The 24,366-nt window shown below is 48.0% G+C and carries 23 protein-coding genes; 3 read left to right on the top strand and 20 right to left on the bottom strand.

The window, feature by feature from the left end; translation table 11 throughout:
* Positions 1-248: 248 nt before the first annotated feature.
* The 6 genes from NST84_RS17115 to NST84_RS17140 all read right to left on the bottom strand — a co-directional run bounded on the left by NST84_RS17115 (position 249) and on the right by NST84_RS17140 (position 5,601).
* On the bottom strand, positions 249-1,124 hold the full coding sequence (locus tag NST84_RS17115) for an alpha/beta hydrolase (protein ID WP_342561382.1): 876 nt from the start codon (positions 1,122-1,124) through the stop codon (positions 249-251).
* Between the two features lie 20 nt (positions 1,125-1,144).
* Positions 1,145-1,627 carry an NUDIX hydrolase gene (locus tag NST84_RS17120; RefSeq protein ID WP_342561383.1) on the bottom strand — a complete coding sequence of 161 codons (483 nt, stop codon included), beginning with the start codon at positions 1,625-1,627 and terminating at the stop codon, positions 1,145-1,147.
* A gap of 219 nt (positions 1,628-1,846) precedes the next feature.
* Positions 1,847-2,701: a manganese catalase family protein gene (locus NST84_RS17125; RefSeq protein ID WP_342561384.1), complete on the bottom strand. Its 855-nt coding sequence runs from the start codon at positions 2,699-2,701 to the stop codon at positions 1,847-1,849.
* An 81-nt stretch (positions 2,702-2,782) separates the two neighbouring features.
* Positions 2,783-3,793 carry a phosphotransferase gene (locus tag NST84_RS17130; RefSeq protein ID WP_342561385.1) on the bottom strand — a complete coding sequence of 337 codons (1,011 nt, stop codon included), beginning with the start codon at positions 3,791-3,793 and terminating at the stop codon, positions 2,783-2,785.
* A 224-nt stretch (positions 3,794-4,017) separates the two neighbouring features.
* The gene (locus tag NST84_RS17135; protein ID WP_342561386.1) at positions 4,018-4,287 is read right to left on the bottom strand and encodes a hypothetical protein; all 270 of its coding nucleotides are present in this window, start codon (positions 4,285-4,287) and stop codon (positions 4,018-4,020) included.
* 162 nt (positions 4,288-4,449) lie between these two features.
* Entirely contained in the window at positions 4,450-5,601 is a 1,152-nt protein-coding gene (locus NST84_RS17140) for a hypothetical protein (protein ID WP_342561387.1), read from the bottom strand.
* 283 nt (positions 5,602-5,884) lie between these two features.
* On the opposite strand from NST84_RS17140, the gene NST84_RS17145 reads away from it, so the two are divergent.
* Positions 5,885-6,595: an AAC(3) family N-acetyltransferase gene (locus tag NST84_RS17145; protein WP_342561388.1), complete on the top strand. Its 711-nt coding sequence runs from the start codon at positions 5,885-5,887 to the stop codon at positions 6,593-6,595.
* Between the two features lie 49 nt (positions 6,596-6,644).
* On the opposite strand, the gene NST84_RS17150 is transcribed toward NST84_RS17145, so the two are convergent.
* The 6 genes from NST84_RS17150 to NST84_RS17175 form a co-directional block, all read right to left on the bottom strand.
* Positions 6,645-8,264: a helix-turn-helix domain-containing protein gene (locus NST84_RS17150; RefSeq protein WP_342561389.1), complete on the bottom strand. Its 1,620-nt coding sequence runs from the start codon at positions 8,262-8,264 to the stop codon at positions 6,645-6,647.
* A gap of 7 nt (positions 8,265-8,271) precedes the next feature.
* Complete coding sequence (locus tag NST84_RS17155; RefSeq protein ID WP_342561390.1) at positions 8,272-10,008, bottom strand: histidine kinase; 1,737 nt, start codon at positions 10,006-10,008, stop codon at positions 8,272-8,274.
* 75 nt (positions 10,009-10,083) lie between these two features.
* A complete protein-coding gene (locus tag NST84_RS17160) occupies positions 10,084-11,682 on the bottom strand; it encodes an ABC transporter substrate-binding protein (protein ID WP_342561391.1) in 1,599 nt (532 codons plus the stop codon).
* Positions 11,683-11,750: 68 nt separating this feature from the next.
* Complete coding sequence (locus NST84_RS17165; protein ID WP_342561392.1) at positions 11,751-12,611, bottom strand: carbohydrate ABC transporter permease; 861 nt, start codon at positions 12,609-12,611, stop codon at positions 11,751-11,753.
* A gap of 68 nt (positions 12,612-12,679) precedes the next feature.
* Positions 12,680-13,588 (bottom strand): ABC transporter permease subunit, encoded by a 909-nt coding sequence (locus NST84_RS17170; RefSeq protein ID WP_342561393.1) that lies wholly within the window; start codon positions 13,586-13,588, stop codon positions 12,680-12,682.
* A gap of 343 nt (positions 13,589-13,931) precedes the next feature.
* Positions 13,932-16,004, bottom strand: a complete 2,073-nt coding sequence (locus NST84_RS17175) for a beta-galactosidase (RefSeq protein ID WP_342561394.1) — start codon at positions 16,002-16,004, stop codon at positions 13,932-13,934.
* 187 nt (positions 16,005-16,191) lie between these two features.
* Here NST84_RS17175 and NST84_RS17180 point away from each other — a divergent pair, with 187 nt between their 5' ends.
* Positions 16,192-17,070: an AraC family transcriptional regulator gene (locus NST84_RS17180; protein WP_342561395.1), complete on the top strand. Its 879-nt coding sequence runs from the start codon at positions 16,192-16,194 to the stop codon at positions 17,068-17,070.
* Positions 17,071-17,108: 38 nt separating this feature from the next.
* Here NST84_RS17180 and NST84_RS17185 read toward each other — a convergent pair whose 3' ends face one another.
* The 8 genes from NST84_RS17185 to NST84_RS17220 form a co-directional block, all read right to left on the bottom strand.
* Complete coding sequence (locus NST84_RS17185) at positions 17,109-17,999, bottom strand: DegV family protein (RefSeq protein ID WP_342561396.1); 891 nt, start codon at positions 17,997-17,999, stop codon at positions 17,109-17,111.
* A gap of 230 nt (positions 18,000-18,229) precedes the next feature.
* Complete coding sequence (locus NST84_RS17190) at positions 18,230-18,517, bottom strand: Dabb family protein (RefSeq protein WP_342561397.1); 288 nt, start codon at positions 18,515-18,517, stop codon at positions 18,230-18,232.
* Positions 18,518-18,537: 20 nt separating this feature from the next.
* A complete protein-coding gene (locus tag NST84_RS17195; protein ID WP_342561398.1) occupies positions 18,538-18,891 on the bottom strand; it encodes a nuclear transport factor 2 family protein in 354 nt (117 codons plus the stop codon).
* A 24-nt stretch (positions 18,892-18,915) separates the two neighbouring features.
* Positions 18,916-19,716 (bottom strand): SDR family oxidoreductase, encoded by an 801-nt coding sequence (locus NST84_RS17200; protein ID WP_342566462.1) that lies wholly within the window; start codon positions 19,714-19,716, stop codon positions 18,916-18,918.
* 78 nt (positions 19,717-19,794) lie between these two features.
* On the bottom strand, positions 19,795-20,727 hold the full coding sequence (locus tag NST84_RS17205; protein WP_342561399.1) for a YafY family protein: 933 nt from the start codon (positions 20,725-20,727) through the stop codon (positions 19,795-19,797).
* Between the two features lie 236 nt (positions 20,728-20,963).
* Positions 20,964-21,641, bottom strand: a complete 678-nt coding sequence (locus tag NST84_RS17210; RefSeq protein ID WP_342561400.1) for an ABC transporter ATP-binding protein — start codon at positions 21,639-21,641, stop codon at positions 20,964-20,966.
* Complete coding sequence (locus NST84_RS17215) at positions 21,641-22,762, bottom strand: ABC transporter permease (RefSeq protein ID WP_342561401.1); 1,122 nt, start codon at positions 22,760-22,762, stop codon at positions 21,641-21,643. The genes NST84_RS17210 and NST84_RS17215 overlap by 1 nt, the downstream gene beginning before the upstream one ends.
* A 126-nt stretch (positions 22,763-22,888) precedes the next feature.
* Positions 22,889-23,455: a TetR/AcrR family transcriptional regulator gene (locus NST84_RS17220; protein ID WP_342561402.1), complete on the bottom strand. Its 567-nt coding sequence runs from the start codon at positions 23,453-23,455 to the stop codon at positions 22,889-22,891.
* A 258-nt stretch (positions 23,456-23,713) separates the two neighbouring features.
* On the opposite strand from NST84_RS17220, the gene NST84_RS17225 reads away from it, so the two are divergent.
* A complete protein-coding gene (locus NST84_RS17225; protein WP_342561403.1) occupies positions 23,714-24,184 on the top strand; it encodes a pyridoxamine 5'-phosphate oxidase family protein in 471 nt (156 codons plus the stop codon).
* Positions 24,185-24,366: the final 182 nt, after the last annotated feature.

The raw sequence follows: 24,366 nt of genomic DNA on the forward strand, positions 1-24,366 counted from the left end.
TCACCTATTTATTCTTATTACCCGGCTGGCACCCTCATGACAACAAAGGATACATTAGCGTATATTACGCATTTGAAGTGGCCCCTTTTTACGACATTGCATTATACTCCTGTGACTGCCAGAAATAGAACTGCTGTCCGGAAAAATTACTGAAGAACAGTTCAGAACACGGATTATATCCGAGCCAAATAATATATCGATTAAGGGAATCAGTTTGAAAATCAAGCTTCTTAACTCTCCTTAAAATTTCAGGTTATGTGCTTTTTTTGCAAAAAGCGAACGGTTAATTCGTTCACAACATCGGCGTGCTCCATTGTCAGGGAATGGCTTGCCCCGGCAATCACATGAGCCTCAAGATCAGGTATCAGCTTTTTGGCATTTGCCATTGCCTTTCCGGCCGGGTATATTACCTCTTTATCACCTATCAAGAGCAGAGTGGAAATATGATAATTACGAAATTCCTGTTGTTCAAAAACAGAGGGCATTAGCTGAAGAAGCGGCTTTGCATGGCTGTAACCTGAAATGACCTGTGCCCGGAATACAGGATGCAACGGCTCTCCCTTGCCAGAAAACCATAAAAATGCCTGATCAATCCGCTTTTCGGTGTGAAACAATAATGCAGGATAAATTTTCGCAAAAAATGTCAAGCTCATTTTATGAAACGTTCCGGCAGGGGCATAGAGCAGCAGCTTTGAGACACGTTCCGGGTGAGCCAGTGCAAAATTCAGGGATAGAAATCCGCCCATCGAATGACCCGCCAAGTCTGCCTTGCTGCATTGCAGAGCGTTCAAAACCTCAAGCAGCCACTGGTTGGCAGCCTCCCTGTTTTTTATGGCAACAACAGGTTTGCTTTTACCAAAATCGCCCATAACATCAACAGCATATACGTATCTTTCCTGGATCAGATGCTTGATATTTGGAAACCACATCGTACTACTCATCGTCATTCCATGCAGAAGAATCAGCGGCTCCTTACTTGAATCACCAAAACAAGTCACATATGTATCTCCGAAGGTCGTCCCGATGTAGCGTGACATCCCGTTCAACTCGAAGCATTCTAAACTTTTATCATAGCAATGGTAGTATTCTTCTTCGGCCGCAACGCTTTTAAAAATTGATCCCATTGTCCACCTGCTCTTCCGAACTAAATTTTTCTGCTTAATTTCAGTTCAAAATCCGGTTTAGTCACGTAATCCATATACTCCGTTTTCCCGTCAAAATCCAAATAGGCCTGATACCGTGCGCGGATAGCCGGGGCTGTAATCCAATCAAGCACCTCATCCTTCGCGACCCAGCGGCAGTCTGATGTCTCGTCTGATGTACGCAGCTGTCCGCCAACAGGCTGACAGATAAAGTCCAGCATCACCTTCGTCGGTACAGTAGTCACGCCGTCATACCATTTATGAACGCCGGTGTTAGAGACAACTCCATATAGCTGTGAGACGTTTACGTCGATTCCACTTTCTTCATTGATTTCCCTGATCAAAGCATCGACAAGGTTCTCACCGATTTCAACCTGTCCCCCCGGGCACACCCAGCCCCCATGATAAGTTTTCACCAAAAGGATCTGTCCCTGTTCATTCTCCACAATGCCGCTAACAGCGACGATATGCGTTGGCCAAACCATATAAATCCCTCCAATCTATTTACTTTTTATAGAAATTAATGGTATATGCATCATATTCGTGACCTTCTCTAAAAAACCTTTTGACTAAGCATTTTCTTTTACTATACAGGCCTATAACTGTGATTTTCTCGTTGCAGACAAAAGGACCATCCCCCTCATCCAAGATGTGGAATATGGTCCTTCTGTCTGCGTATTGTTTTCCTGCGATAAAAATACCTTTTACAGGCTCTCTATTCCTTTATTAACAATGTACGGACCGGAGCCCAATGTAGAATGCTGATGGTCTGCCGGCTGCGCCAGAATTGGCGCACCGCCCTGAGGTTCCGGCTTAGCGACATATTCGAAATCGCCGGTTCCATCCGGCAGCGGACCGCTGGCCCAGCGGCCTTGACTACTCTCTTCACCTTCGGAGAGATTCAGGAACTGGCGCGTTGCCGGCTCCACTGTGAGCTCACGCGGGAAGGATGCCGGAGCGATAATACCTTCCATTTCCTCAATTTCGGCGATGGCTGCTTTCCACTGGTTCTGGTGCAAAATATCGCGGGAGATCATAAACGAGAGCATATCACGGATACCAGGGTCAGTGGTCTGCTCATACAGCCGCACGACCTGCACCAGCCCCTGGGACTCTGCATTAAGATTGGCTCTGAAGTCAGCCAGCAAATTGCCGCTGGAGATAATATATTTACTGTTCCATGGATAACCGTTACTGTCGGTCGGAGCTGCACCCATGCCGGATACGATCAAATGCTGCGGGTTGGTTCCGCCAAGCACGGCTGCAATCAGCGGGTCTTGAGCAGCAGCGTCCAGCTCGGCAGCCGGAGCGCCGTCCAGAAGCTGGGCGATCATCGTACACAGCATCTCGACATGGCCGATTTCCTCAGTTCCGATGTCCAGAAGCATATCACGGTATTTCTGTTCGGCCCGGCAGTTGAAGCCCTGAAACAGATATTGCATCATAACTGACATTTCACCGTATTGCCCGCCCAGCACCTCCTGGAGTTTACGGGCGTACACGGGGTCTGGTCTCTCAGGTTTTGCCCGGTACTGGAGTTCCTTGATGTGATAAAACATAGTATGCATCCTCCTTGTCCATGTGTGGTGTCTGATTTTCCCTAAATCAATTACCCGCACTACAGGAATTTAATCGGATGCCTATCCACCCCAAATATTTACAACCGGAATTTCATTTTCTATCCTCCATTTACTTTCTGCAATCCAGTCCTTTAACCACTGGTTGTCTGAACTGCTGAAGGTTTCATCTCCATCCCAATTTCTAAAGGAGCCGATGTATACAATCAGTTCCCTTAATCGTAAAAATAGCGGAATTTGTTTAAGCCAGCACTCATCTAAAGAATGCTCAAGGGTATAACCTTGCATAAAGTGATTCATGAACCGTTGTGCCTGCTCTTCTCTATACCCCTTACCGTCTTCACCTCCAAAAACATATACGAGATAATACAGCTGAATCGCTATATCCTCAACAAACCAGCTGTACTGGGCTTCATCAAAATCAAAGAGAGTAATTCGCCGTTGCTCATCTACCCTATAATTTCCAATATTAATATCGCCGTGAATAAGTCCATATGAGTTTTTATCTTTTTTCAGGGACTTAATCGTGTTTACCAGGCTGTAGCAGCTTTTACGAACGCTGACCTGTGATTCAGGAAGCAAATCAATATTTTGCAGGAACCAATTCTGGCTCCAGTCATGTCTTTTTACTATCCCATCTTGCGGTATATAGGTTTGGGATAGAGCATGCAGTTTTCCCGTAAGCCGTCCTAATTGCTCATACAAGTTATTATCCTGAAGACATTCCGGATATCCGACTTTTCTCCCCTGAGCTTTTTCAAACAATACACAAGTGTAATATCCATCGGGCAATTGAATCACTTCTGTAAATTGATCGTTCTTCGAGAGTATGGGCTCAGAAACGGAAATACCTTCATTCGCAAGAAAACGTATCCAATCCAGCTCACTCTGAACCAGGCTTACCGTGCGATTACAACTTGGGGTTAATCTCAAAATATAGCTTTCTCCACCCTGCTGATATTCATAGACAATATTCTGGCTTCCACCGAGATAAGAAGTTTGGATACTGCTTGTATTAAACAGCCTTACTGCATTTTTAAGAATTTCGTTGTTAAAAGAACCCGTTCTGTTCATTTACCTGACCTCCACTGCGAATGGCATCTTCTGCTTCATCTTATGACACAATAAAAAGTATATACTTATATGGTGTAATATCCCAATAAAATGATTGTTGTACTATAAATTATAAAGGATATTTATCTAGGGGGAGTCCGTATAGCCTTGCGGATTATAATAATAGAAGGACCATTCTCCCATCCGAAGATGCAGAGCCGGTCCTTCTGTCCGTTCGCTTTTTATTAGTCGAAGAGTGAAGTGAAACCCAGCAGGGCAAGCAGAAGCACACCGATGCCCAGGAGAATCCCTCCTATAAGCGAATACTTGACCTCCTGCTGAAAGGTTGCAGTGCCAGGCCCTCCGGGTGCAGGCGGCCCAGGCTTCGCAACCACGCCTTCCTGACCTGTACGCCGGCCGGTACGCCGCCGCTTGTAACCAATGATCAGCAGCACGGCGCCGAGCAGACAAAAGAAGCTACCGGGATAAACGAATGCCATCCACAGATCGTCCATGATCTACCTCCTTGTTTAGCTGTCTTTCTTTATACTAAACAATGTTGCGATGAGCCAAACAAAAAAGGAGAATGGAGGGCGGGCTTCAAACCATCCGCGGACTTAAAACCACCCTAAGCAGAAGGCCCTTTCGTTTTCCATTAATCATAAATAAATACCTCGTCAGTCTGCGGTGAATTGTTGTGTCGAACTCAAACCATTCCAAACTTGTCCGCCGGACAAATAGTATTCTCTTTCTACCGAACCGTCGGTTTTATAGCAGTCGATCACAAAGACCTGTCCTGTTTCTATGAGCATCGGGTAGTTATCGTAAGGAAGATAATTCTCTACCAACGGCAGCGTTTTAACATCCTCATAAGCGTTCTCCAGTCTCCAAAACTCCAGGTGGTCATAATCCTTAAACCCGGTCAAATCCTGTTTGCCAAAATACGAAGCTGCATACTCCTTACCCTTTAAGGTAATGTAATCTACTCTGGACGGTTCGATATCTTTAGTCATCCAGCTTAGGTCTTCAGAAAAAATGTTCTCCCCATAACGCTCCCGTAATTGATTAGCCATACAAGGAAGCGAGTCTGTACCATAAGCAATTCCATCAAGTACGGTGTGTGCCGAGCCATAAATGCCCATAATGCTCTCATTGCCCAGTTTATCAACTTCTCGGATAAAGTTTTCGGTCATCTTGTTTTCCCGGTATTCGTTATCATCATTTTTGTAATAGAGCCGGCCTTGCTGGATCGCTTCTTTAGTTAAGGTGTACTCCTCCGATTCTGTCAGGCCGTTTGCCTCAAGATAAGACAAGAAAAGGCTTCCGGTAGAATCATACTGATGCCCAACATCTGTGCCGTGGAATATCGTCTCCGGACACTCGCTTTTTATTTGTTTATAAAAATTCTTGGTATCCGGATTGTAACTAGGTGATCCCTTCCAATCCTCATAGATCTCATCCAAAATATCGTCATTGTCCGACAGCATCCATACATTCAAGTATTCGGCGGTAAAATAAGACAGCTCGACGAACAAGTGCCTCATGCCCTCGTTATGATAGTATTCAGACCATATATCAAATTCCTTGTCCAAAATCTTGGCTACGCCATGCGCTTCACCATACAGATAGATGCTGCCGGATGCCTGGGCTGCAACAATAGTTGCTCTTGCTGGCTGCAGCGGCTTGCTTGGAGTCTTACCTTCGGCGGAATTGCTGCAGCCGGCAAGACTGCCGGCCGCAAGGACGATGATAAGGAGCAGCAGTAAAGGTTGTAGAAGGATTGTTTTCGCTTTTACTTTTGCTGGGCAGATAGGCTTTTCGTTATTCATTGGCAGGATTCAACCTTTCCTATAAAATAATCTATTTTATCCGCCAGCAATTGTACCACATATTGGAAATGTGTATAATGATGAAAGTAATAGAAATTAAGGGCACTGCTTCGCTAGCATCGCTAGAGACAACCCCGCTACTTGTAGCCGGGTTGTTTTTGTTTATTACACTGAAAAGGTGGCGAATCCGTTTATGACCGCAAAGGAAACTAGAGCTCTCCTCACGAAAGATGACCTCATTAAGCAGTTTAAAGACTGCGGGCTCAAGCAAGGACAACACGTCATGGTTCATGCATCGTTAAGCAAGCTGGGTTTTGTTATTGGCGGAGCCGAAACCTTCATCCGGGCGCTGCTTGAAATCGTCGGAGCAGAAGGAACCCTGATGATGCCGTCCCAGACGTGGAAGAATCTCGACCCTTCCACCGGCGTACACTGGGAGGAGCCTGCGGAGTGGTGGCCTGCCATCAGAGCGCACTGGCCCGCCTATGATAAAGAGGTAACCCCGGCGATTGGCATGGGCGTTGTAGCCGAAATGCTCCGCAAATGGCCGGGAGCCAAAAGGTCTGACCACCCGGCACGTTCTGTTGCGGCAGTAGGCAAACATGCGGCGTATTTAACGCAAGATCATGATTTATGCAATATTTTTGGGGAGGGCTCTCCGCTGGATAAGCTGTATCAGTTGAACGGTCATATACTGTTGGTTGGGGTCGGCTACGATAAAAACACGTCCCTGCACCTGGCGGAGACTAGGGCAAATTTCCCTGGCAAGAAGTTTAGCGAAGAGAGTAGCGCCATGATGGTTAACGGCAAGCGCGAATGGGTTACTTACAGGACTCAAGCCGTGGATGACGGGGATTTTATCCGGTTGGGGCAGATCTATGATAACGAAAACAAGGTGAAGCTTCATACAGTCGGGAATGCCGACGTCCGGTTCCTGGAACAGCGTCCCTTGGTCGACTGGGCCACAGCCTGGATGGAGCGCAACAGGGTCTAGCTGTAGCCGGTCAGGGTATCGCTTTAGGCAGCCAACACCCGGTGAAAGGTTAAACCTTTTTCCGGGCGCGGTATTGCTGCGGCGTTACGCCTACGATCCGTTTGAACAAATTGGAGAAGCTGCCAAGGCTCGTGTAACCTACCTGCTCGGCAATGTCGGTAATTTTATGTCCGGTTTCTTCCAGCATTTGTTTTGCCTTCCCTATGCGCTCCTGAATAATAACATCCGATATGGATAGACCGGTTTCTTTCTTGAACAGCCTGGATAAATAGGCCGGGTTAAGATAGACATGTGCGGCCAATTCATCCCTGGTAATATCTTCACTAAGACGGGAACGGATATATTGCCTGATCTTCGTGACAACGGCAGACGACACGTTATTGCTTGCCTGCAGCAATTGTAATGCAGCCCCGAGACAATCCATTGCCCAGTTTTGTAAAGCGGCCGATTGTTTCGGGTAATTATCTTTGTCCATCAGGCCTTTCAGCCTGGCCGATTCATGCGCGGACAGACCCTTTTTAGCCAGAACAGTGTGAATAATGAAGAGGATGCCATGAATAAGCTGACGGTGCGATTCAGTCGTCCAATGCTCGGCCGCAAGGGTCGAGAACCATAGTTTTACACGCCGGTCCAGCTCTCCGAGTTCACCAAGCTCCAGAATGGTCGCCCACTCTCCGAATAAATGCATAGGAGCCGCTGGCGGCAAGTAATCCAGGCGTTGATCGGATGCAGGATAGTCCGGAGTGAATACTTGGCGGGAACGGACCAGATTACGCTGCTCCCTCTCTGTTACATACGTATATGCGCTCATAATTTCCGGAAGAAACACAGCAGGACTGATGTAGACTGACAGGGAGCAATGGAGCATCTGCTCACATGTGTTCAGAAAGGTCCGGCAGTTATACTCAAGCGTAGGACTGACCGGGCCGCCTTCGCCTCTGACATAAACAATTGCCAGATTATGACCCGCCTGATCCTGCAGCACAGCGCCTTGAAGCCCGTTGATAAGCAATTCTTCCGCCAAATTGCGCACCGCATATTCCATGATTGTCTCATCCCGCGCACTTAAATCCTCTTTCCATTGCTCAAGGCCTAACAAAGCGATGACGTACCGGTCGCCCGGCTGCAAATCTAGATCATAAGTGTTTGCGGAGATCTGTAACGAGTTCAATACGGGCGCAGCCCGCCGGCTAAGAATATCCTGCCAGAACCTCTCCACCAGCAAGGGCAGCTGATGCTCCCATTTTCTCCGGTAATCCTTTATAAGCGCTTCGAACTGCTGCTGCTCTTTCAGTTTGTTGATTTCGGTAATAGCCTTGCTTGCCACTCTCATCAATTCATCATAATCCACCGGCTTCAACAGATAATGAAAGGCCCCGTGCTGGATGGCTTGCTGCGCATATCCGAAATCTGCATGGCACGTAAGCATAATCGTTAGCGTACCGGGAGAGAACTGTTTCACCCAGGCCAATAGCTCCAAGCCGCTTTTCCCCGGCATTTCGATATCGCATATGAGTAAATCCACGGATTGGTGTTCCAGACACATAGTGGCCTGATCCACGTTCTCCGCAAGACAGACATCCGTAACATCTAATGCGCTCCAGTTCACACCCTGCTGCAATCCAAGCAAGGCAAAAGTTTGATCATCGACAATCAGAACCCTATACATATGAACATTACAGCCCCCTTTGAACAGGCAGTCTTATCTCCACAACCCCGCCCCCCTCGGGAGCATTATGAAAGGTCAGCCTTGCACGGTTGTCATAGAACATCATCATGCGTCTGTATACATTCCAGATTCCCAGATGACGGTCTGTAGGCTTTTTTTCATACAATCCAAGATTTAGCCGTTCAAGCTGCTGCTCGGAGAATCCCGGCCCGGAATCCCAGATTTGGATGAAAATATACGAATCCCCGTTCTTTCCGGCTTCCTCTTCAACCGTTATACCAACCTCGAACGGCTTCGTGTTATTGATGAATCCGTGTTTAATGGCATTTTCCACAAACGGCTGAATCAGCAATGGCGGAATGAGCGTGCTCTCTAGCTCCTTTGGAAGTTTCTCCTGATAGACCAGCTTGTCCGGATACATGACCATCTGGATCTCGATGTAATTCCGGATATGATTCAATTCACTGGCGAGCGCAATCCATGTATCATTGGTGCTCATAATAAATCGGAAGTAGGACACCAGATGTCCAATCATTTTTTTGATCAGGCCATACTTCTGCAGCTCTACGAGATGAAAGACGATATTTAATGAGTTCATGAAAAAATGGGGATTGATCTGCGCCTGAAGATGCTTCAATTCCGCCTGCTGCACCTTCATCTGCTCTTCATACACATCGATCTTGAGATTGCCGATTTGCTCGGCCATCTGGTTGAACTGCCGGGTAATGATCTGAAATTCCTTGCTGTTACCCTCTTTCAGCCGGTAATCCAGCTGCCCCTTGCCCAGGATACGCATTCCGCTTATAAAATGCTGGATAGGCTTGAACACAAGCCGGCTTAGCATAACCAGAAGGATAACCAGAATGATGATAATGGCCACAGGGATCGCATTGATGATCCTTTGAAATTTCGGCAATTCGTCCAGAATTGTTTTTTCGTCCAGCAGGATAAAAACATCCAGATTGGAATAAAGGGAGGGTTTGTCTATAAGCAAATAGTTATTGCCGTTACTGAGCCGGATCGAATTACCCGATGGACGGAGCGGATCCTTCAGGCGGCTGCGGATAAGGTCAAGATCCGCGCCTGCGAAATGGCCCCATAACAGTGCGCCGTCGCTCGAGACAATACCGATCTGCTCTCCGTCCCCTGTGGACTCCAAGTGAGTCAGGGGCTGTGCCAGTGAATCAATGCTGACAAGAACACCCACGAGAAGCCGTCCGCTTTTATCCGGCAGTGCTTTGAACAACACCGGCTCTCCGCCTATCATAACCGTCTCCCATTTAAGGGAAGCGGGGAGTTTAGAAGCTTTCAACCGGGAGGACAGCCCCAAGGTTATCATGTCTTTCTCCTGGTAATACTCCCTCTGGCTGCTGAGGAACAATTCATCCCGGTCCAGATGGTACACAAACACACTTCGGATGATAGTGTAATAGCTGACATCGCTATACCATTGATCCATAAGCTTGCGTATGGACAAGTAATAATTGACACTGTCCGGCCCGCTATCCGAGTATAGCTCCAGCAGCATGTTTTCATTTGCTGTACGCAGCAAATAATGACTGGTCTGCTCCAGCAGCTCATCTAGGGTGCCCAAGTGAAGAGTCAGTGTATCGGAAGCCGATTCCGCAACTTTTTCCCGGACAATGTTGATCGAATAGATGTTGGTGTAATACTGAAAAAGAAACAGTGGCGTAACCAGCAGCAAGACCAGTGCGCTTACTTTAAACCGCAGTGATAATTTCACAGTCCCACTCCTTAGCTGCATTCACGCTTAAGCAGCATTAAAGGGAAAGACCCGATCAGTCTTCCCCTTCCCTGTTTATGGCTGCTTTGCTCTCCAGGCATCGTATTGCTTCTGAACCTCTGCACGGATCGCTTCGATCCCGTTGGCTTTCAGCTTTTGATTGTATTCCGGCAGCACCTTGTCTACGCTCAGGCTGCCCGTTTCAAGCAGCGGACGAAATTCCTTGATGATATTGCTGACCACCGACACCTGCGTTTTAACAGGATCCGTATTAAAGTTGAAGCCGAAGGATTTTACTTTATGGGCTTTCTCGTTATAGGCTTTGAATTTCTCCCACTTGTCAGCGCTTTCACCTTCCCATAGATACGTAATGGTCTGATTCCCGAACATCCACTCAATGCCTGGTGCCCAGCCTGTATCTGCCCGGGTAGCTATACCATCGGGAAGCTTAATAAAATTCTCTTTCCCCTCTACTTTGACATATTGTCTGCCCTCTACACCAAAATCAATCAGGTTAACAAGATGCTTATCGGTATGGAGAAGATTCAGCAGCATCATCGTCCGTTCCGGATCAATGGAGGTTCGCCCGATCGCCATCATGGAATTGCTGACGCTCGCGGTACTGATTTCGGGATCATTGCCTTTCAGTTTAACAAGCTCGATCCCGGTAGCAATGGAATCCTCCTTGTCGGAATCCGGTTTATCCGATCCAAATTTCATCCAGGTTTTCCCAGCCTTGAAAGCGTCCTCAGTACTTGTCTTGGTTGTTGCCGCATCTTTATTAATGTAGCCTTTACTGAACCAGTCACTGTAGAGCTTCATCCGGTAGATGGCCGTGTCGGATTCCATGGAGCTGATAATCATCTTGTCGGTCTTTGTATCCAGTACAATTCCGGCGGGAGCGCCGGCCACCAGCTCATACCGGAAATTCTCTTCCATGCTCGGCCTGGTTTTGTCAAAGTACCCCAGGGTGTCCGAGCCGCTGCCGGAGAGCCAGATCGGTGCAATGGCAGGCTCCTTCTCCTTGATGGTCTGAAGCCACGGCTCCAGATCCTCCAGCGTATTAATGGAGTTCACATCGAATCCATATTTATCGATAAGATCCTTTCTGAACATAATGGTATGGCTTTCGCCGATTTCCTTATTGGTTGGAATCGCGTAGATTTTACCATCCACGGTTCCGCCGTCAAAAAACCGGGGGTCCAGTGTCTCCTTGATCCCCTGCCCGTATTTGTCTAACAAATCATCGAGCGGCAGGAAGGCGCCTTTGGCGACATTGTTGGCAAAATCGGCCCAGTTAGGAGCAAAGGTTAAATCGACTTGTTCTCCGGACTGGTAGGCAAGCGCCATTTTCTCGGCCCAGGAAGACCAGGGCAGTCCTTGAAAGTCAATCTCGGCATTGATCTTTTCTTTAAGATATTTATTGATCTCCTCCACAACCGCTTTCGTGTCATTTTGAGGGAAATTCCCAACAGTGTACACGGTCAACCTGCGGAAAGTCGAGATATCGGGATTGCCGGAGCCCGTGTCTCCGTCTGTAGCAGCAGCAGTCGCCGGTGATTCTGTCCTGGAGGCATTGGATACGCTGGAATTGCCCCCGCTGCAGCCGGTTACAGCCAGCATGAAAGCCGTCAGACAAGCAAGCACCGGGCCAGAAGCTCTTGTTTTTTTCATTGTGATGAACCCTCCTGAATAATATTATCATATATTCTAACCGGCATTTTTGCCAGAGTTAGACAGCCTCAGCCTTTGATGGCTCCAATCGTAAGCCCCTTGGTAAAGTACTTTTGAAAGAATGGATAGATAAACAAAATTGGACCGATTGAGACAATAACCATAGCCATCCGGAGACTTTCAGTAGGAACCGCTTCCTGGACAAGCAGTGCAACTCCGCTTCCGGCCAGCTGGTTCTTAAAAAATTCTGCCTGACGGATCATTTGAATCATGACATACTGCAGAGAGTACAGGTCCGTATTATTGATAAAGAGCATGGAATTAAACCAATCGTTCCAATACATCAGTGTAGTGAACAGCGCAATGGTGGCAAGAACCGGCAGCGATATGGGCAGCACAAGCTGGAAGAAGATCCGCCACTCCGAGGCTCCGTCCAATTTGCCGGACTCAATCATTTCCTCCGGTACAGTCTGCTGAAAGAAGGTCCGGGTAATAAAGATATAGAATGCATTTGAAAGCCCCGGAAGAATAAGGGCGATCAGCGAGTCCTTCAAATCCAAAAAATTAACGTACAGCAGATAGAAAGGCACAAGCCCGCCCGAAAACAGCATCGTTATCAGGAGATAAAAATTAAAGGCTTTTTTGAAGGGAAAGTCTTTGCGGTATAGCGGGTAGGCATATAGAGCAATTAACAGTACAGCCAGGAAGGTCCCGGCAACCGTCACCGTGAGACTGACCCCATAGGCTTTGGCAAGCGTCTGTGAATGGCTGAATAGATACTGGTAAGCAGACAGATCGATCTGCTCAGGCCAGAACTTATACCCTTGTAAGGTCAGTGCTTTTTCGTTCGTCAAGGAAATAGATACAATGAGCAGGACAGGCAGAATGCAGGCCAGACTGAATGCGATGAAAAAAAGATGAAGGATCACTTGCGCACCCTTAGGTCGTTTTGAATAAGGCTTTCGGCTTGATACTGTATTCATTTAAATGCCCCTTTCTAAAAAAGTGCCGTTTCACTGTTAAGCTTACGGGCCAGACTGTTTGCTCCGAGCACAAGGAAGAACCCGATAACCGACTGATAAAAGTTGGCCGCTGAGGACATGCCCAGATCGTTGAGCTGAATCAGCCCTCTGTACACATACGTATCAATAACATCGGTTGTAGAGCGAAGCGCGCCGGAATCAAGCGTAACATGGTAAAACAGTCCGAAATCTGACCGGAAAATGCCGCCCAAGTTCAGGATGGTGAGAATCACCATGATGGGCGTAAGGAGCGGCAGTGTGATCCTGGTGATTTGCTGCCACTTGCTGGCTCCATCCATTACTGCAGCTTCGTACAGCTCCTCGCTGATGCCGGTGATTGCCGCCAGATAGATGACACTGCCTATGCCGACAGAATGCCACATCTTGGTCAGCCACAATATATAAGGCCACGCATTGGGGTGCATATAAGCATTCACTGAGGAATAGCCGAATAAAGGCAGAATGTGTTTAACCAGGAAGCCGTATTCCGGATGCAGAAAGGCGTATACAATAAAGCTGACTACAACCATGGATAAAAAATTCGGCATAATCATCACCGTCTGATAAATGCGTGAAGCCAGCCTGCCGGTTACTTCATTGACAGCAACCGCAAGGGATACGGAAAGAATCAGCCCGGAAATAATAAACACAACATTGTAGGCAACGGTATTGACGGTTACACGCAAGGCATCGGAGGTGGCGAACAGGAAGCGGAAATTGTCAAGTCCAGCCCACGGGCTGCCCATAATTCCATCCACGTAATTGATGTTTTTGAACGCAATGAACAATCCGAACATCGGGATATAACAGTTGATAAAGAAAACAATCGTTGGCGGCAGAAGCATGAACAGCAGCACCCGGTATTTGACAATGTTGTGCAACATACGGTTCAGACGGCTCTGATGCTGTGGACGCTGCTTCTGTCTCAATGCTTTTACAGTTGATGAATTTGCCATATTTTCTGACCTCGCTCTACATATTCTGGATGAATTTATTATAGTAAAGGAGAATGGACCTTTTCTCTCTTGCAGGTGACCCCTTTTATTCTGAAGTTACCTCATGATTCAGCCGCTTGAGAGATGAAGCTAAAGAAAAGCATCTTAAACAAAGCAAAAGCATCTTGAACAAAGCAAAAGCAGGAGGCAGCTCGTTTGAGTCAGCCTCCTGCTTGATCAATACAAAAAAACCGCACAGCCATCCACCGGCTGTGCGGGTCCTTCTACTATTTTACTTCGCCTGACGCTTCAGCAGCGCCAATCCGTTCACCGGCAACGCGAGCTCTGCAGGAGCCTCAGTGCCAGTTTCCAGATCGGTATAGCCGCGGCCGTCCAGCTTCACGGTCTGTGCTTCGCCGCTAAAGTTCTGTACGAAAACAAATTCGTTTACGCCGTCCGTACGCAGCTGTGCAGTCACGCCTACCGGCAGGTCCGACTCCAGCGTGCGGGTGATTCCTGCTTTGGCAGTAATCGCAGCATACAGCTCCACATAGAACGCCAGGTCCTTGACACGGGTTGCCAGATGATAGGCTTCACCTGCACCCAGCTTGTTAACGGTCAGTGCCGGGCGTCCGGCATAGAAGTCGGTACGGTAGTGTCCGAGCGCTTCAGCACCTTCCAGGTGAATCAGCTCGGCAATTTCATGCGCATCATAATCGCCGGACAAGCCCAGGGCGTTGCCGCTTTCCATTACCAGGCCGTTTAGATCACGGCTGTGCAGTCCCTCTGTCTCTTCTGCCCAAATACCCAGCGTCTTGCGCAGCGGTCCAGGGAAGCCTCCCAGATGACACAGATCGGTCTCGCCTACAACTCCCGACCAGTAAGTGGCCAGGAAAGTACCGCCCTGCTCTACATACTGCTCAATGTTCTTCCCGTTCTCTTCGCTGATCAGGTACAGCATTGGAGCGATAACCAGCTTATAGCGGGACAGGTCGTCACCGGAGCCGACAATATCTACAGGAATGCCCTGCTCCCACAGCGCACGGTAGTGCTGCAGAACAGTCTCTTCGAACTTCAGGCCGGAGTTGCGGATACCTTGGGCATCTTTGATTGCCCAGCGGTTGTCCCAGTCGTACAGAATCGCTGTCTGTGCAGGAGTCGAGGTACCCACCACATCCGTTAGGCCAGCCAGAATCTGGCCCACTTCAGCTACATCTTTAAATACGCGGGTTTCACCATGTCCGCTGTGATCCAGCACGGCACCATGGAATTTCTCGCTGGAGCCGCGGCTCTTGCGCCACTGGAAGTATTGTACGGAATCCGAACCGTGCGCTACAGCCTGCAGAGAAGACAGCTTGTGCATGCCCGGACGCTTCAGCTTACTGACCGTCTGCCAGTTGGTAAGGGAAGGCGTGCTCTCCATCAGCAGAAACGGCTTATGCTTGAAGGTGCGGAACATGTCATGGTGCATTGCTGTCCAGGCAGCCAGACGGGCATCATCGTTATCTTCCGTGTAGCCCCAATCCGGGTAAGCATCCCAGGACACGACATCGAGGATCTTGGCCATTTCACGGTAGTCAATACCGTCGATGTTATGCATATTGGTCGTAATCGGCAGCTCAGGATTGTAGCCGCGCACCGCAGACATTTCGTGGCTGCAGAAATTAATGGTCTGCTCACTGACAAACCGGCGCCAGTCCAGATTCAGGCCGTGAACCTGGGTCTCACCGTGCGGAGCCGGGGATTCAATCTGCTCCCATGCCGTATACGTATGACTCCAGAAGGTAGCCCACCAGGCATGGTTAACCTCTTCCAGACTGCCGTTATATTTCACTTTCAGCCAATCTCTAAAAGCATTCTGGCAGTAATCACAGTGGCATTCCCCGCCGAACTCATTGGAGATGTGCCAGCCGATGACTGCCGGATGGTGAGCGTAACGCTCGGCCAGCTTGGAGTTGATCAGCGCTGTTTTTTCCCGGTAGACGGGAGAAGTGAAGCAGTGATTGTGGCGGACGCCATGGAGGTTACGCACACGGTTGCGTTCTATACGCAGCACTTCCGGATATTTGGCTGACATCCATGCCGGGCGTGCACCGCTCGGAGTAGCCAGAAAAGCATAAATGCCGTTCTCGGCAAAAGTATCCAGTACGTGATCCATCCATTCGAAGGTAAAGACGCCCTCTTCCGGCTCCAGGGACACCCAGGAGAAAATACCGACAGACATTACGTTACAGCCTGCCAGCTTCATCAGGCGGATATCCTCTTTAAAAACTTCAGGGTATTTCAACCATTGCTCGGGATTATAATCGGCTCCATGCAGCATGACCGGGGCCTTGCTGCTGATTGCAGGGGATTTAAGACTCATAGTAGTTGATTCATCCTCTCATCATCTTCCGTGTCAGAATGGGACTTTTCTCTGATTAGATTCAGTCAGTATCCTTGTCCAAATCACGGATAATCATTTATACTATTTATAATATAGGATAAATGCCGTCCGGCAGTAGGAATATACTCGCGACTGCATAGCACAAAATGAATATGAGGTGTATACTTTGCTCCCTTTTTCCCTGGTCGAGCTGCCCCGCCAGCCTGATGAATTCCCGCTTTATCCTTACTCTGTAGGCCATCATATCCAGTACCATCATGTCCGCCCTGGCGGCTTCCCGGTTCATCAGGTGTTCCTGATCCGCAGCGGCAGCGGGCTGTTCCGCGATCTTACGGACGGCACGGAAACGGTGCTAAGTCCGGGGATGGTGTTTGCTTTTCCGCCTGACCGGGGACACGAATACTATCCGCTGTCCCATGAGCCTTGGCATTTGGCTTTTATCGGCTTTGACGGCAAACAGTCTGCGCCGGTACTGGAAGGGCTGCGCCTGCTGCCTTCTGTGCCTGTTATGGCCGAACGGTTCGAGGAGTGCTGGGAGGCTATCGCCGGAATCTGGCATACGGTGGACCGGCATAATGCTGCCCGGCTGGATGAACAGACGATGCAGGAGCTGTCCGTTACCCTGTACAGGCTGCTGCTGATGCTGCGCCGGGGCGATTCCTCCCTTAACCAGACTGAGCGGCCGGAGACCGAAACCGTCCGCAACGATGCGCTGCAAAAAGCGGTCAGCCTGATCAACGAGCATTTTACCGAACCGCTGCTGATCGCCAATCTGGCTTCTGCGGTCGGCTATTCGGTGCAGCATTTCCAGCGCCTGTTCCTGCAGGAATACGATGTCACACCGCATAAATACTTGCAGAACCTGCGGCTGCAGCGGGCGCTGCAGATGATTACCGAGAGTCCCGAGCGGCCGGTGCAGGATCTGGCGCTGAACGTGGGCATGGAGACGAATTATTTTATCCGGGTATTCCGCAAAACTTACGGCTGTACACCGGGTGTCATGCGCAGCCGTCTTGCAGTTGAGCGGGAGCTTCCTTCGGAATAGGTTTATACAACAGATTCAATCGGGTGTCCGAGCGGGACTCAACCCCGAAGCGCAGGCTCCAGCTCTCTATTTGGAACGGGGATACTGTTAACCGCCGTCTTATTAATCCATGAAAGCGCAAGCGTTCCTTCGCCCATATGAACACCCACCACCGGAACAAATGTCATGATTTCTGTTCGTACAGCAGGTGACATTTCCTTAATGGCCGACTCCAGGCTCAGCGCCTCTCCCATATTATTGGCATGCATTATGCAAATGTCCTGGATCAGCCGGATATCCTGGTGGAGTATCTCCAGCAATTTTTGCTTGGTCTTCTTGAAGGTGCGGATTTTGTCCACGACGATAATTTTGCCCTCATCGAACTTCAGCAGCAGATGAATCCGCATCAGCTGGCCCAGTACAAGCTGAGAGCCGGAGAGCCGTCCGCTGCGGTGCAGCTGGCTCAGGCTGGCAGGGATCAGATAGAAAGACATCTCTTCAATGATATTTTCGATTCTGCTCTTGATTTCCAACGCCGAGCAGCCGGTGTGCTGCCAGTGAACGCCGCGCAGAATCATCTCCCGGATCGGGTAAGCGCCTACTTTTGAATCAATACCAATTACTGTAACCCCGGCGATATCCGCCGCCTGCATCGAGGTCTGGTATGTACCGCTAAGCTCGGAGGAGCAATGAATCGCAATGATTTCGTCATACTCTTCCTTTAAGCGCTCATATAACTCCACGAACTCGCCGATCGGCGGCTGGGAGCTGCCCACCTTGTCATTCTGGCGCATTTTATCATAGAACTGATCGGCGTTAATATCGATATTTTCTTTATAACATTCATTATTTACAATTAGACGTAGAGGAACAATATACACATGGTTATTCATGGCAAACTCAGAATCAATTGTACTGGTGCTGTCGGTTACCCAGGCGATGGATTTCATAATCACTACTCTCTTTCGTGAGGGATTGGCTACATCAGAAATAGGCAGCTATTTAACTCTCTGCTTATTCGTAAATTATACAGGAAGCCAAGCACTCGCATAGCAGTTACGAGAGAATTCCAGCGCCTTTTTTCAACTTAATTCGACATAATTTCACATTATACATGATAAATATACCTATGAATGAATAGTCCATGTATGGTATATAAATACGCTTTTAACATCTGTTATCAGACCTCACAGCAGACAGAAGCCTGCGTTTCAATCGCCGTACCCATCACTTCCGCTACCTCCTGGTGAGCCGGGTGTATAAGGTACTCCTCCATGTCTGCCAGGGAAGCAAACTTGGTGATCAGAATCAGATCATAGGCTGAAGGGCCGGAACGAACGTTAGTCTCAGCCTGAATATCGAGAAGCACGTCTATTTTCCCGCTCATGCCCAGCAGAACAGTCTGAATGTACTCGATATGCTCAGGGCTTGGATCCTTCAGCTTTAACATCAGATGATTTACTATCATTGTCAGGGTCTCCTCGTTTCTTATCCGATTGACAGCTGTATCGCAAGCTGTTTAATTTTATCGTCGCGGATCTGAAAATGAAAATCCAAATATAGAGGATCCGGAAGGCCTGTTTTGTCGAAATCCCCGTCTACTTCAAAAGCCACTGCGATTTCTTCTTCATGACCTTTAACTCGTTCCGGTTTAAGCGTTATGTTAGCACCAAAGTGATGTTCAGCACTCCATTGTGATATAGCAGCTTTGCCTGCCCACTCTTTGCCCTCATCGTGAACCATTGCATCCTCCGAAAAGCAATTCACATAAGCATCCGGATCGGGTTTATTGGCGGCAGCTATAAAATCTTGAATCACTTGCGGAAGTAAAGTAATCTCCATAAGCTCAGCTCCTTTTTAATTTCCTTACACGGTGCGGATCGTTCCGCCGTCAATGACATACTCACAGCCGGTAATATAAGAGGCTCTTTCTGAGGCAAGGAAGGCGGCGAGCTCGGCAACCTCCTCAGGTTTGGCCGGCCGGCCAAGTGGAATGCCGCCAAGCTCGTCCATTAACTGCTGGCGCGCAGCAGTATAGTCCGTTCCAGCCTGTTCAGCCATCCTCCCGATTAGGCGTTCCGCCGATTCCGTCTCGGTAAATCCCGGTGCCAGTGCATTAATTCTTATCCCCTTAGGTCCGAACTGGGTAGCCAGGTTCTTACTATAGTTGACGAGTGCAGCTTTGGCAGCCGAATAAGGCATGGTCATGATGCCGGGAAGCTTACGTTGAATCGAGGAGATATGGACAATCACACCGCTTTGCTGTCCGGTCATGTAAGGCAGAAACCCGCGGTCGAGCCGGACGGAAGAAAACAGGTTAGCAGTGAACGTGGTTTGCCAGTCTTCATCTGTTAAGGCTAACGCTCCTGCTGTACTTGTAGAGGAGCCGCCCACATTGTTAATCAAAATATCCAGACCCCCGAGCTGTTCTATCGTCTGCTGAACGAGATGATCCACACCTTCCGGAAGACTCACATCGGCCTGAATGAACCCTACTCCCTCCGGTAATGCCTCAGGTACAGATCTTGCCGTAGCCATGACCTCAGCTCCCGCCGCATGCAGGCGCTTTACGATCGCGAGGCCGATCCCCCGGGTGCCGCCGGTCACCAGTACTCTTTTACCTGTAAATTCTTTGCTCATATCTAGTAAGTAAGGCCTGCTATTCATCATTCTGTTGAAACCTCCTTGATAAGTTTTGATTACAAGGCTAGTGTACTCAACAGAACCTGACAGCTGCGTGTCCAGTTATCCTAAATATTTTCCGGCCATTTTGGCTGTGCGGGCTTTCATCTCCAGCCTGAGGGATTCCGGCTCCACTACCTCCAGTAAATCTCCATACGAAAAAAGATATTGAATAAGCCATTCTCCGGAGGGCATATCTGTATTGACAAGGAAAGAGCCGTCCTCGAGCTTCACGATATCCTCTTCCTTAAATTCATCCACGATGCGGTAGGCTGCCGCCGGCTCTACATTTAATACCAGAGAGATTCCCGGCATTTCATTACCCTTACCTTCTTTACGGGAAGTATCGGCCGTCCCCCTCGCCTTCTGCTGAAGCTCCAAGAGCTGAATCCCGTCCCCGTCTAAAAGCTGTACATTCGACATCCTGGTAATCTTAAAGGTTCTGGACGCATGTTTTTCAAAACAGTACGCCTCAACGTACCAGGCTCTATCTTTGAACAGCAGCTTCATTGGTGCAGCTTTCCGGCTTATGTGTTCTCCGGCCCCACTCAAGTAGGTAAATGAAATCACTGTATGCTCCAAAATAGCCTGCTTCAGCAAGGTATAGAGCTCTTTTTGCTTTTGCCCGCTGCCCCATGGCGAGAAATCGACTTCAATCCAGCTGGTGCTATTCTTCCTGAACAGGCTGCTCAGCTTGGAGAAGGCCTCACCCAAATCAGGCAGCCGGGCTGCGGACAGGCTCTGCAGGGCAAACAGGATTTCATCCTGCTCCTTATCAGTCAGCAAGGATTTATTCAGGACAAACCTGTCAGTCAGAGAAATACCGCCACCTTTTCCTTGACTTGTATAGACCGGAATTCCGGCCTGGCTCAAGGCTTCAACGTCCCTGTAGACCGTTCTGACCGACACCTCGAACCGCTCAGCCAGCTCCGGTGCCGTAACCGTCCCCTTTTCCAGTAAAATATAAGTCATTTGAAGCAGTCTGCTGATCTGCATTTTTTCACCTCTTGCATTCAGTATAAACAAAAAAACCTGACAGGTTTATGTCAAGTTATACTATTCTTCACATGCACCAGGTTTTTACGAACACCGGTAGCTCCCAAATTTAAAAAGGCACCCGCACACGGATGCCCTTCTTCTACACTCTTTTAAATGTTATTCTTCCGTACTCATTACTGCAGCAGACTTCGCCTCGTCCCGGCAGGCTCTTTGAGATTCGACTTCTTAGCTGCCTATTGCAAAGACAATTTACCGTCTTCCATCCGGTATACCTTGTCGCAGTATTCAAGCATACGCTCATCGTGAGTAACCATAATCGCCGCTTTCTGGCCTGAATTCACCTCTTGTGCAATTAGACTGACCACTTCATGGGCACGTCTGGTATCCAAGCTTGCTGTCGGCTCATCCGCTAAGATGATATTGGGATTATTAATCAGGGCACGGGCAATCGCTGTCCGCTGTTTCTCACCGCCGGACAGCTCTTCCGGAAAGCTCTTTAGCTTCGAGCCCAGCCCCAGCTTTTCCAGCAGCTTAGCGGCAAATTCATTATCCTCTCTTCTAACCTTTCCCGACATCCTTTTTATAATGAGCAGCTGATCAAGCACATTCAAATAGGGTACCAAATTCGAGGACTGCATAATAAATCCGATTTCTTTTAGTCTTGTATCCGCCAGCTCTTGAGCAGTAAGCGTAGAAATATTATGTCCATTCAGCTTAACTTCTCCTTCTGAAGCTTTAAGCAGCGCTCCGGCAATGGACAAAAAGGTACTTTTACCTGAACCTGACGGTCCAACTACCGCAACAAATTCCCCGGGCTCCACTGATATGGACACATGATCGAGTGCAACAATGCGATTGCTGCCTTCGTTATAATACTTTGTGAGTTCACTCATTTGTAATCCCTTAGTCATTATTCAACCCTCCCGAGCGCCTTGAGCGGATCAATCTTTGTAATTTTTCGAACAGATACCATCGAACTTAACATTGCGATAATTAGCAAGATAATAGAATAAGTGATGACAAGGCCAGGTTCCAGCTTAAATGGCATACCCTTCGGCATAATGGCTGCTGTTCCATAAGTCAGTAAGATTCCAACTACGATACTAGTCAGCGAAAGCACAAACACTTGCGATACGATGGCTTTGCTCAAGAATCTGTTACTAGCACCTATAGCCTTCATAATGCCGAACTGGTTCGTCTTCTGCATCGTAATTACATAAAAGAACACTCCAAGCACGAATGCGGCGATAGCAAGCAGAAAGGCAAGCATCATGAAAATAGTGCCGTTCTCTTCTTTGTAACCCGGCATTCCTTGAACAGCTTCCGACCGGGTAACCGTGTCCGTACCTGTTAGCTTGCTGTCCATTACGTCTGGATCAATGTCCTTGCCCTGCAGCATAATGGCATTAACGGGCCCTGTAATACCTTTATCTGAACCCGGAGCCGCAAAGGCAATCTTCCGCCATTCAGTCATCGGGGTAAATACAGATGCCACATGGTTATAGGTCTGATTCTCGACAAATCCTATGATGGTTAATGATTGCGTCGTGCCGTCTAACTGAAAAGTATCACCGATGGCATAGCCCTCCTCCTTCATAGTCGAATTCACTATGACACCAGCAGGGTTCTCAGCGGACAAGCCTTCCCCTTCCACAACAGCCGGCTCCAGGAAGCTTCCCGGGTTAATGCCTATGACCGCAATATCCAGCTTATCTTCGTTTTTGGCGCTTTGTTCCTTTAACGCTGTCGCCATCGTACTCCCCATAGGTGCGGCAGCAATTACATTAGGCAGCAGCTTAGCTTCCTCTATCATTTGATCAGACAGCAGCGATTTGCTCATCGAAGATTGCGAGCCCTCTTCAAAAATGACATAATCTGCTTTCATGGTTTTGAATGTTGACGCAGCCAACGTAGATAACCCGTTCCCTAAACCGGATAAGATAAATACCAGCCAGGCCAGCAGTACAAAAATAATGACGATCATTAAAAATCTCATTTTACTATGCATCAGTTCTTTAACAGCTAAAAACATTCTCCTTACCAGCTCCTTCGTTCTCTTTTTTTCGACACAAGTGTCATTTTAAAGCTGCCATCATGCCCGGCACATTAATTAAACATCATAAATGACACTTGTGTCAAATTACATCCAAGACTGCGACTAGCTCTTGGCCCCTCCCATCCACATTTGAAACAGCAGCTTTCCCCAATCAGGAGCAGGGATATTCATCATATTAGGGGTATCGATCAAGTTAAAAAACACACCAATAAGTACAGGAAGTGGAATATCCTGCCGCAATCCTTTATTCTGTTGTGCGCATTCAAATAAACGAGATAATTGAACCTTGAGCGTCATATGCGCCTCATCAATAAATTCAAGATCTCTCGCTGCCGCTGAAGAGTTAGCAACATTAATTTTACCGGCATTTCCCAAAAGCTGATGTAGCGCAGATTCTTCCACATAAACGAGAAGCAGCTGTTCGAGGGCGTCCATAGGATCTGTCTCATCAATGGCTAATGCCTTTTCTAATACCTTTACCATTACGCGCTTCATGCAAGCAGCGACAATCTCTTCTTTGTTAGAGTAATATTGATAAATAGTGCTTCTGGCTCCTGACAGATGCTGTGAGAGTAACTTGAGATGAAAACCGTCATACCCATGCTCAAGCACTAATTTTTTTGTCGTATCAAGCAGTTCTGTCTCCGTAAAAGACTGTTTTCTTCCCATCGAATCTCTTCCTTCTTAACAAATTAAATAGAGTTCAGTTCCATCTCTGATTTTATTTATTATCAGTTTAGCATTGTTTATAAGCATTTCCCAATACCATAACTATTGATTTCAGCTCTTCTTGTGCCCGTAACATTCATAGTACGAAGAGGTTTATTATTCGATATCTATTTTATCGTACTATTCTTCACATGCACCAGGATTTTACAATGATAAGCTTGTTAATATACGCCTAACAACACTTTAGGAGGTAATATAATGAGCAAATTTGACGAAGCCATGAAGCTGCTGGATGAACAAGCGGGTAATAAGGATGGGCTGATCACACTGTCCACCATCGCGCTGGAACCGGGTGCTAACGGCAAAAGCCGTCCCGCCTCACGCATTGTAGATGCCTATTATGAAGACGGCGCATTCTACACCGTCACTTACGCAACCTCAGGCAAGATGCTGCAGATCGCCCAAAACCCTGAAGTCGCCGTTTGTATCATCGTCGAGAACTTTACGGCCAACGGGATCGGTGAAAACCTGGGCTGGGTATGTGATGAGAAAAATGCGGAGATGATGACCAAGCTGCGCACAATATTTGCCGGGTGGTATAACGAAGCCAATAATGATGAAGACCCTAACACCTGCCTGCTGCGCATTCGCCTGACAAAGGGCCTGTGGTATGACGCCCATAAAGGCATCCGGAATGAGATTGATTTTGTGAATAAGACGGCAACTTAAGCAGTCTGCGCGGATTCTATATTTTACATATTGGCTCATCGCCGTATCGCTGCTCATTTTTAGCACTGATCTAAAGTAAAATCCCTCCCGGATAAATAACCGATTGCAGACATCATTTATTACTGTCATTGAAAATTCGATTAGTATAAAATAGCATACATGTGCAGGTTGTCTATCAACGG

It is taken from the genome of Paenibacillus sp. FSL R7-0345 (assembly GCF_038595055.1).
Classification (GTDB): Bacteria; Bacillota; Bacilli; order Paenibacillales; family Paenibacillaceae; genus Paenibacillus_AQ.

Bases quoted from the DNA above. Each gene is read 5' to 3' on its own strand.
- NST84_RS17210 (WP_342561400.1), bottom strand. From the start codon at position 21,641: ATGACTAAGGGATTACAAATGAGTGAACTCACAAAGTATTATAACGAA.
- NST84_RS17130 (WP_342561385.1), bottom strand. From the start codon at position 3,793: ATGAACAGAACGGGTTCTTTTAACAACGAAATTCTTAAAAATGCAGTA.
- NST84_RS17115 (WP_342561382.1), bottom strand. From the start codon at position 1,124: ATGGGATCAATTTTTAAAAGCGTTGCGGCCGAAGAAGAATACTACCAT.
- NST84_RS17150 (WP_342561389.1), bottom strand. From the start codon at position 8,264: ATGTATAGGGTTCTGATTGTCGATGATCAAACTTTTGCCTTGCTTGGA.
- NST84_RS17175 (WP_342561394.1), bottom strand. From the start codon at position 16,004: ATGAGTCTTAAATCCCCTGCAATCAGCAGCAAGGCCCCGGTCATGCTG.
- NST84_RS17135 (WP_342561386.1), bottom strand. From the start codon at position 4,287: ATGGACGATCTGTGGATGGCATTCGTTTATCCCGGTAGCTTCTTTTGT.
- NST84_RS17220 (WP_342561402.1), bottom strand. From the start codon at position 23,455: ATGGGAAGAAAACAGTCTTTTACGGAGACAGAACTGCTTGATACGACA.
- NST84_RS17200 (WP_342566462.1), bottom strand. From the start codon at position 19,716: ATGAATAGCAGGCCTTACTTACTAGATATGAGCAAAGAATTTACAGGT.
- NST84_RS17140 (WP_342561387.1), bottom strand. From the start codon at position 5,601: ATGAATAACGAAAAGCCTATCTGCCCAGCAAAAGTAAAAGCGAAAACA.
- NST84_RS17145 (WP_342561388.1), top strand. From the start codon at position 5,885: ATGGTTCATGCATCGTTAAGCAAGCTGGGTTTTGTTATTGGCGGAGCC.
- NST84_RS17125 (WP_342561384.1), bottom strand. From the start codon at position 2,701: ATGTTTTATCACATCAAGGAACTCCAGTACCGGGCAAAACCTGAGAGA.
- NST84_RS17120 (WP_342561383.1), bottom strand. From the start codon at position 1,627: ATGGTTTGGCCAACGCATATCGTCGCTGTTAGCGGCATTGTGGAGAAT.
- NST84_RS17185 (WP_342561396.1), bottom strand. From the start codon at position 17,999: ATGAAATCCATCGCCTGGGTAACCGACAGCACCAGTACAATTGATTCT.
- NST84_RS17215 (WP_342561401.1), bottom strand. From the start codon at position 22,762: ATGTTTTTAGCTGTTAAAGAACTGATGCATAGTAAAATGAGATTTTTA.
- NST84_RS17205 (WP_342561399.1), bottom strand. From the start codon at position 20,727: ATGCAGATCAGCAGACTGCTTCAAATGACTTATATTTTACTGGAAAAG.
- NST84_RS17195 (WP_342561398.1), bottom strand. From the start codon at position 18,891: ATGGAGATTACTTTACTTCCGCAAGTGATTCAAGATTTTATAGCTGCC.
- NST84_RS17190 (WP_342561397.1), bottom strand. From the start codon at position 18,517: ATGATAGTAAATCATCTGATGTTAAAGCTGAAGGATCCAAGCCCTGAG.
- NST84_RS17170 (WP_342561393.1), bottom strand. From the start codon at position 13,588: ATGTTGCACAACATTGTCAAATACCGGGTGCTGCTGTTCATGCTTCTG.
- NST84_RS17160 (WP_342561391.1), bottom strand. From the start codon at position 11,682: ATGAAAAAAACAAGAGCTTCTGGCCCGGTGCTTGCTTGTCTGACGGCT.
- NST84_RS17225 (WP_342561403.1), top strand. From the start codon at position 23,714: ATGAGCAAATTTGACGAAGCCATGAAGCTGCTGGATGAACAAGCGGGT.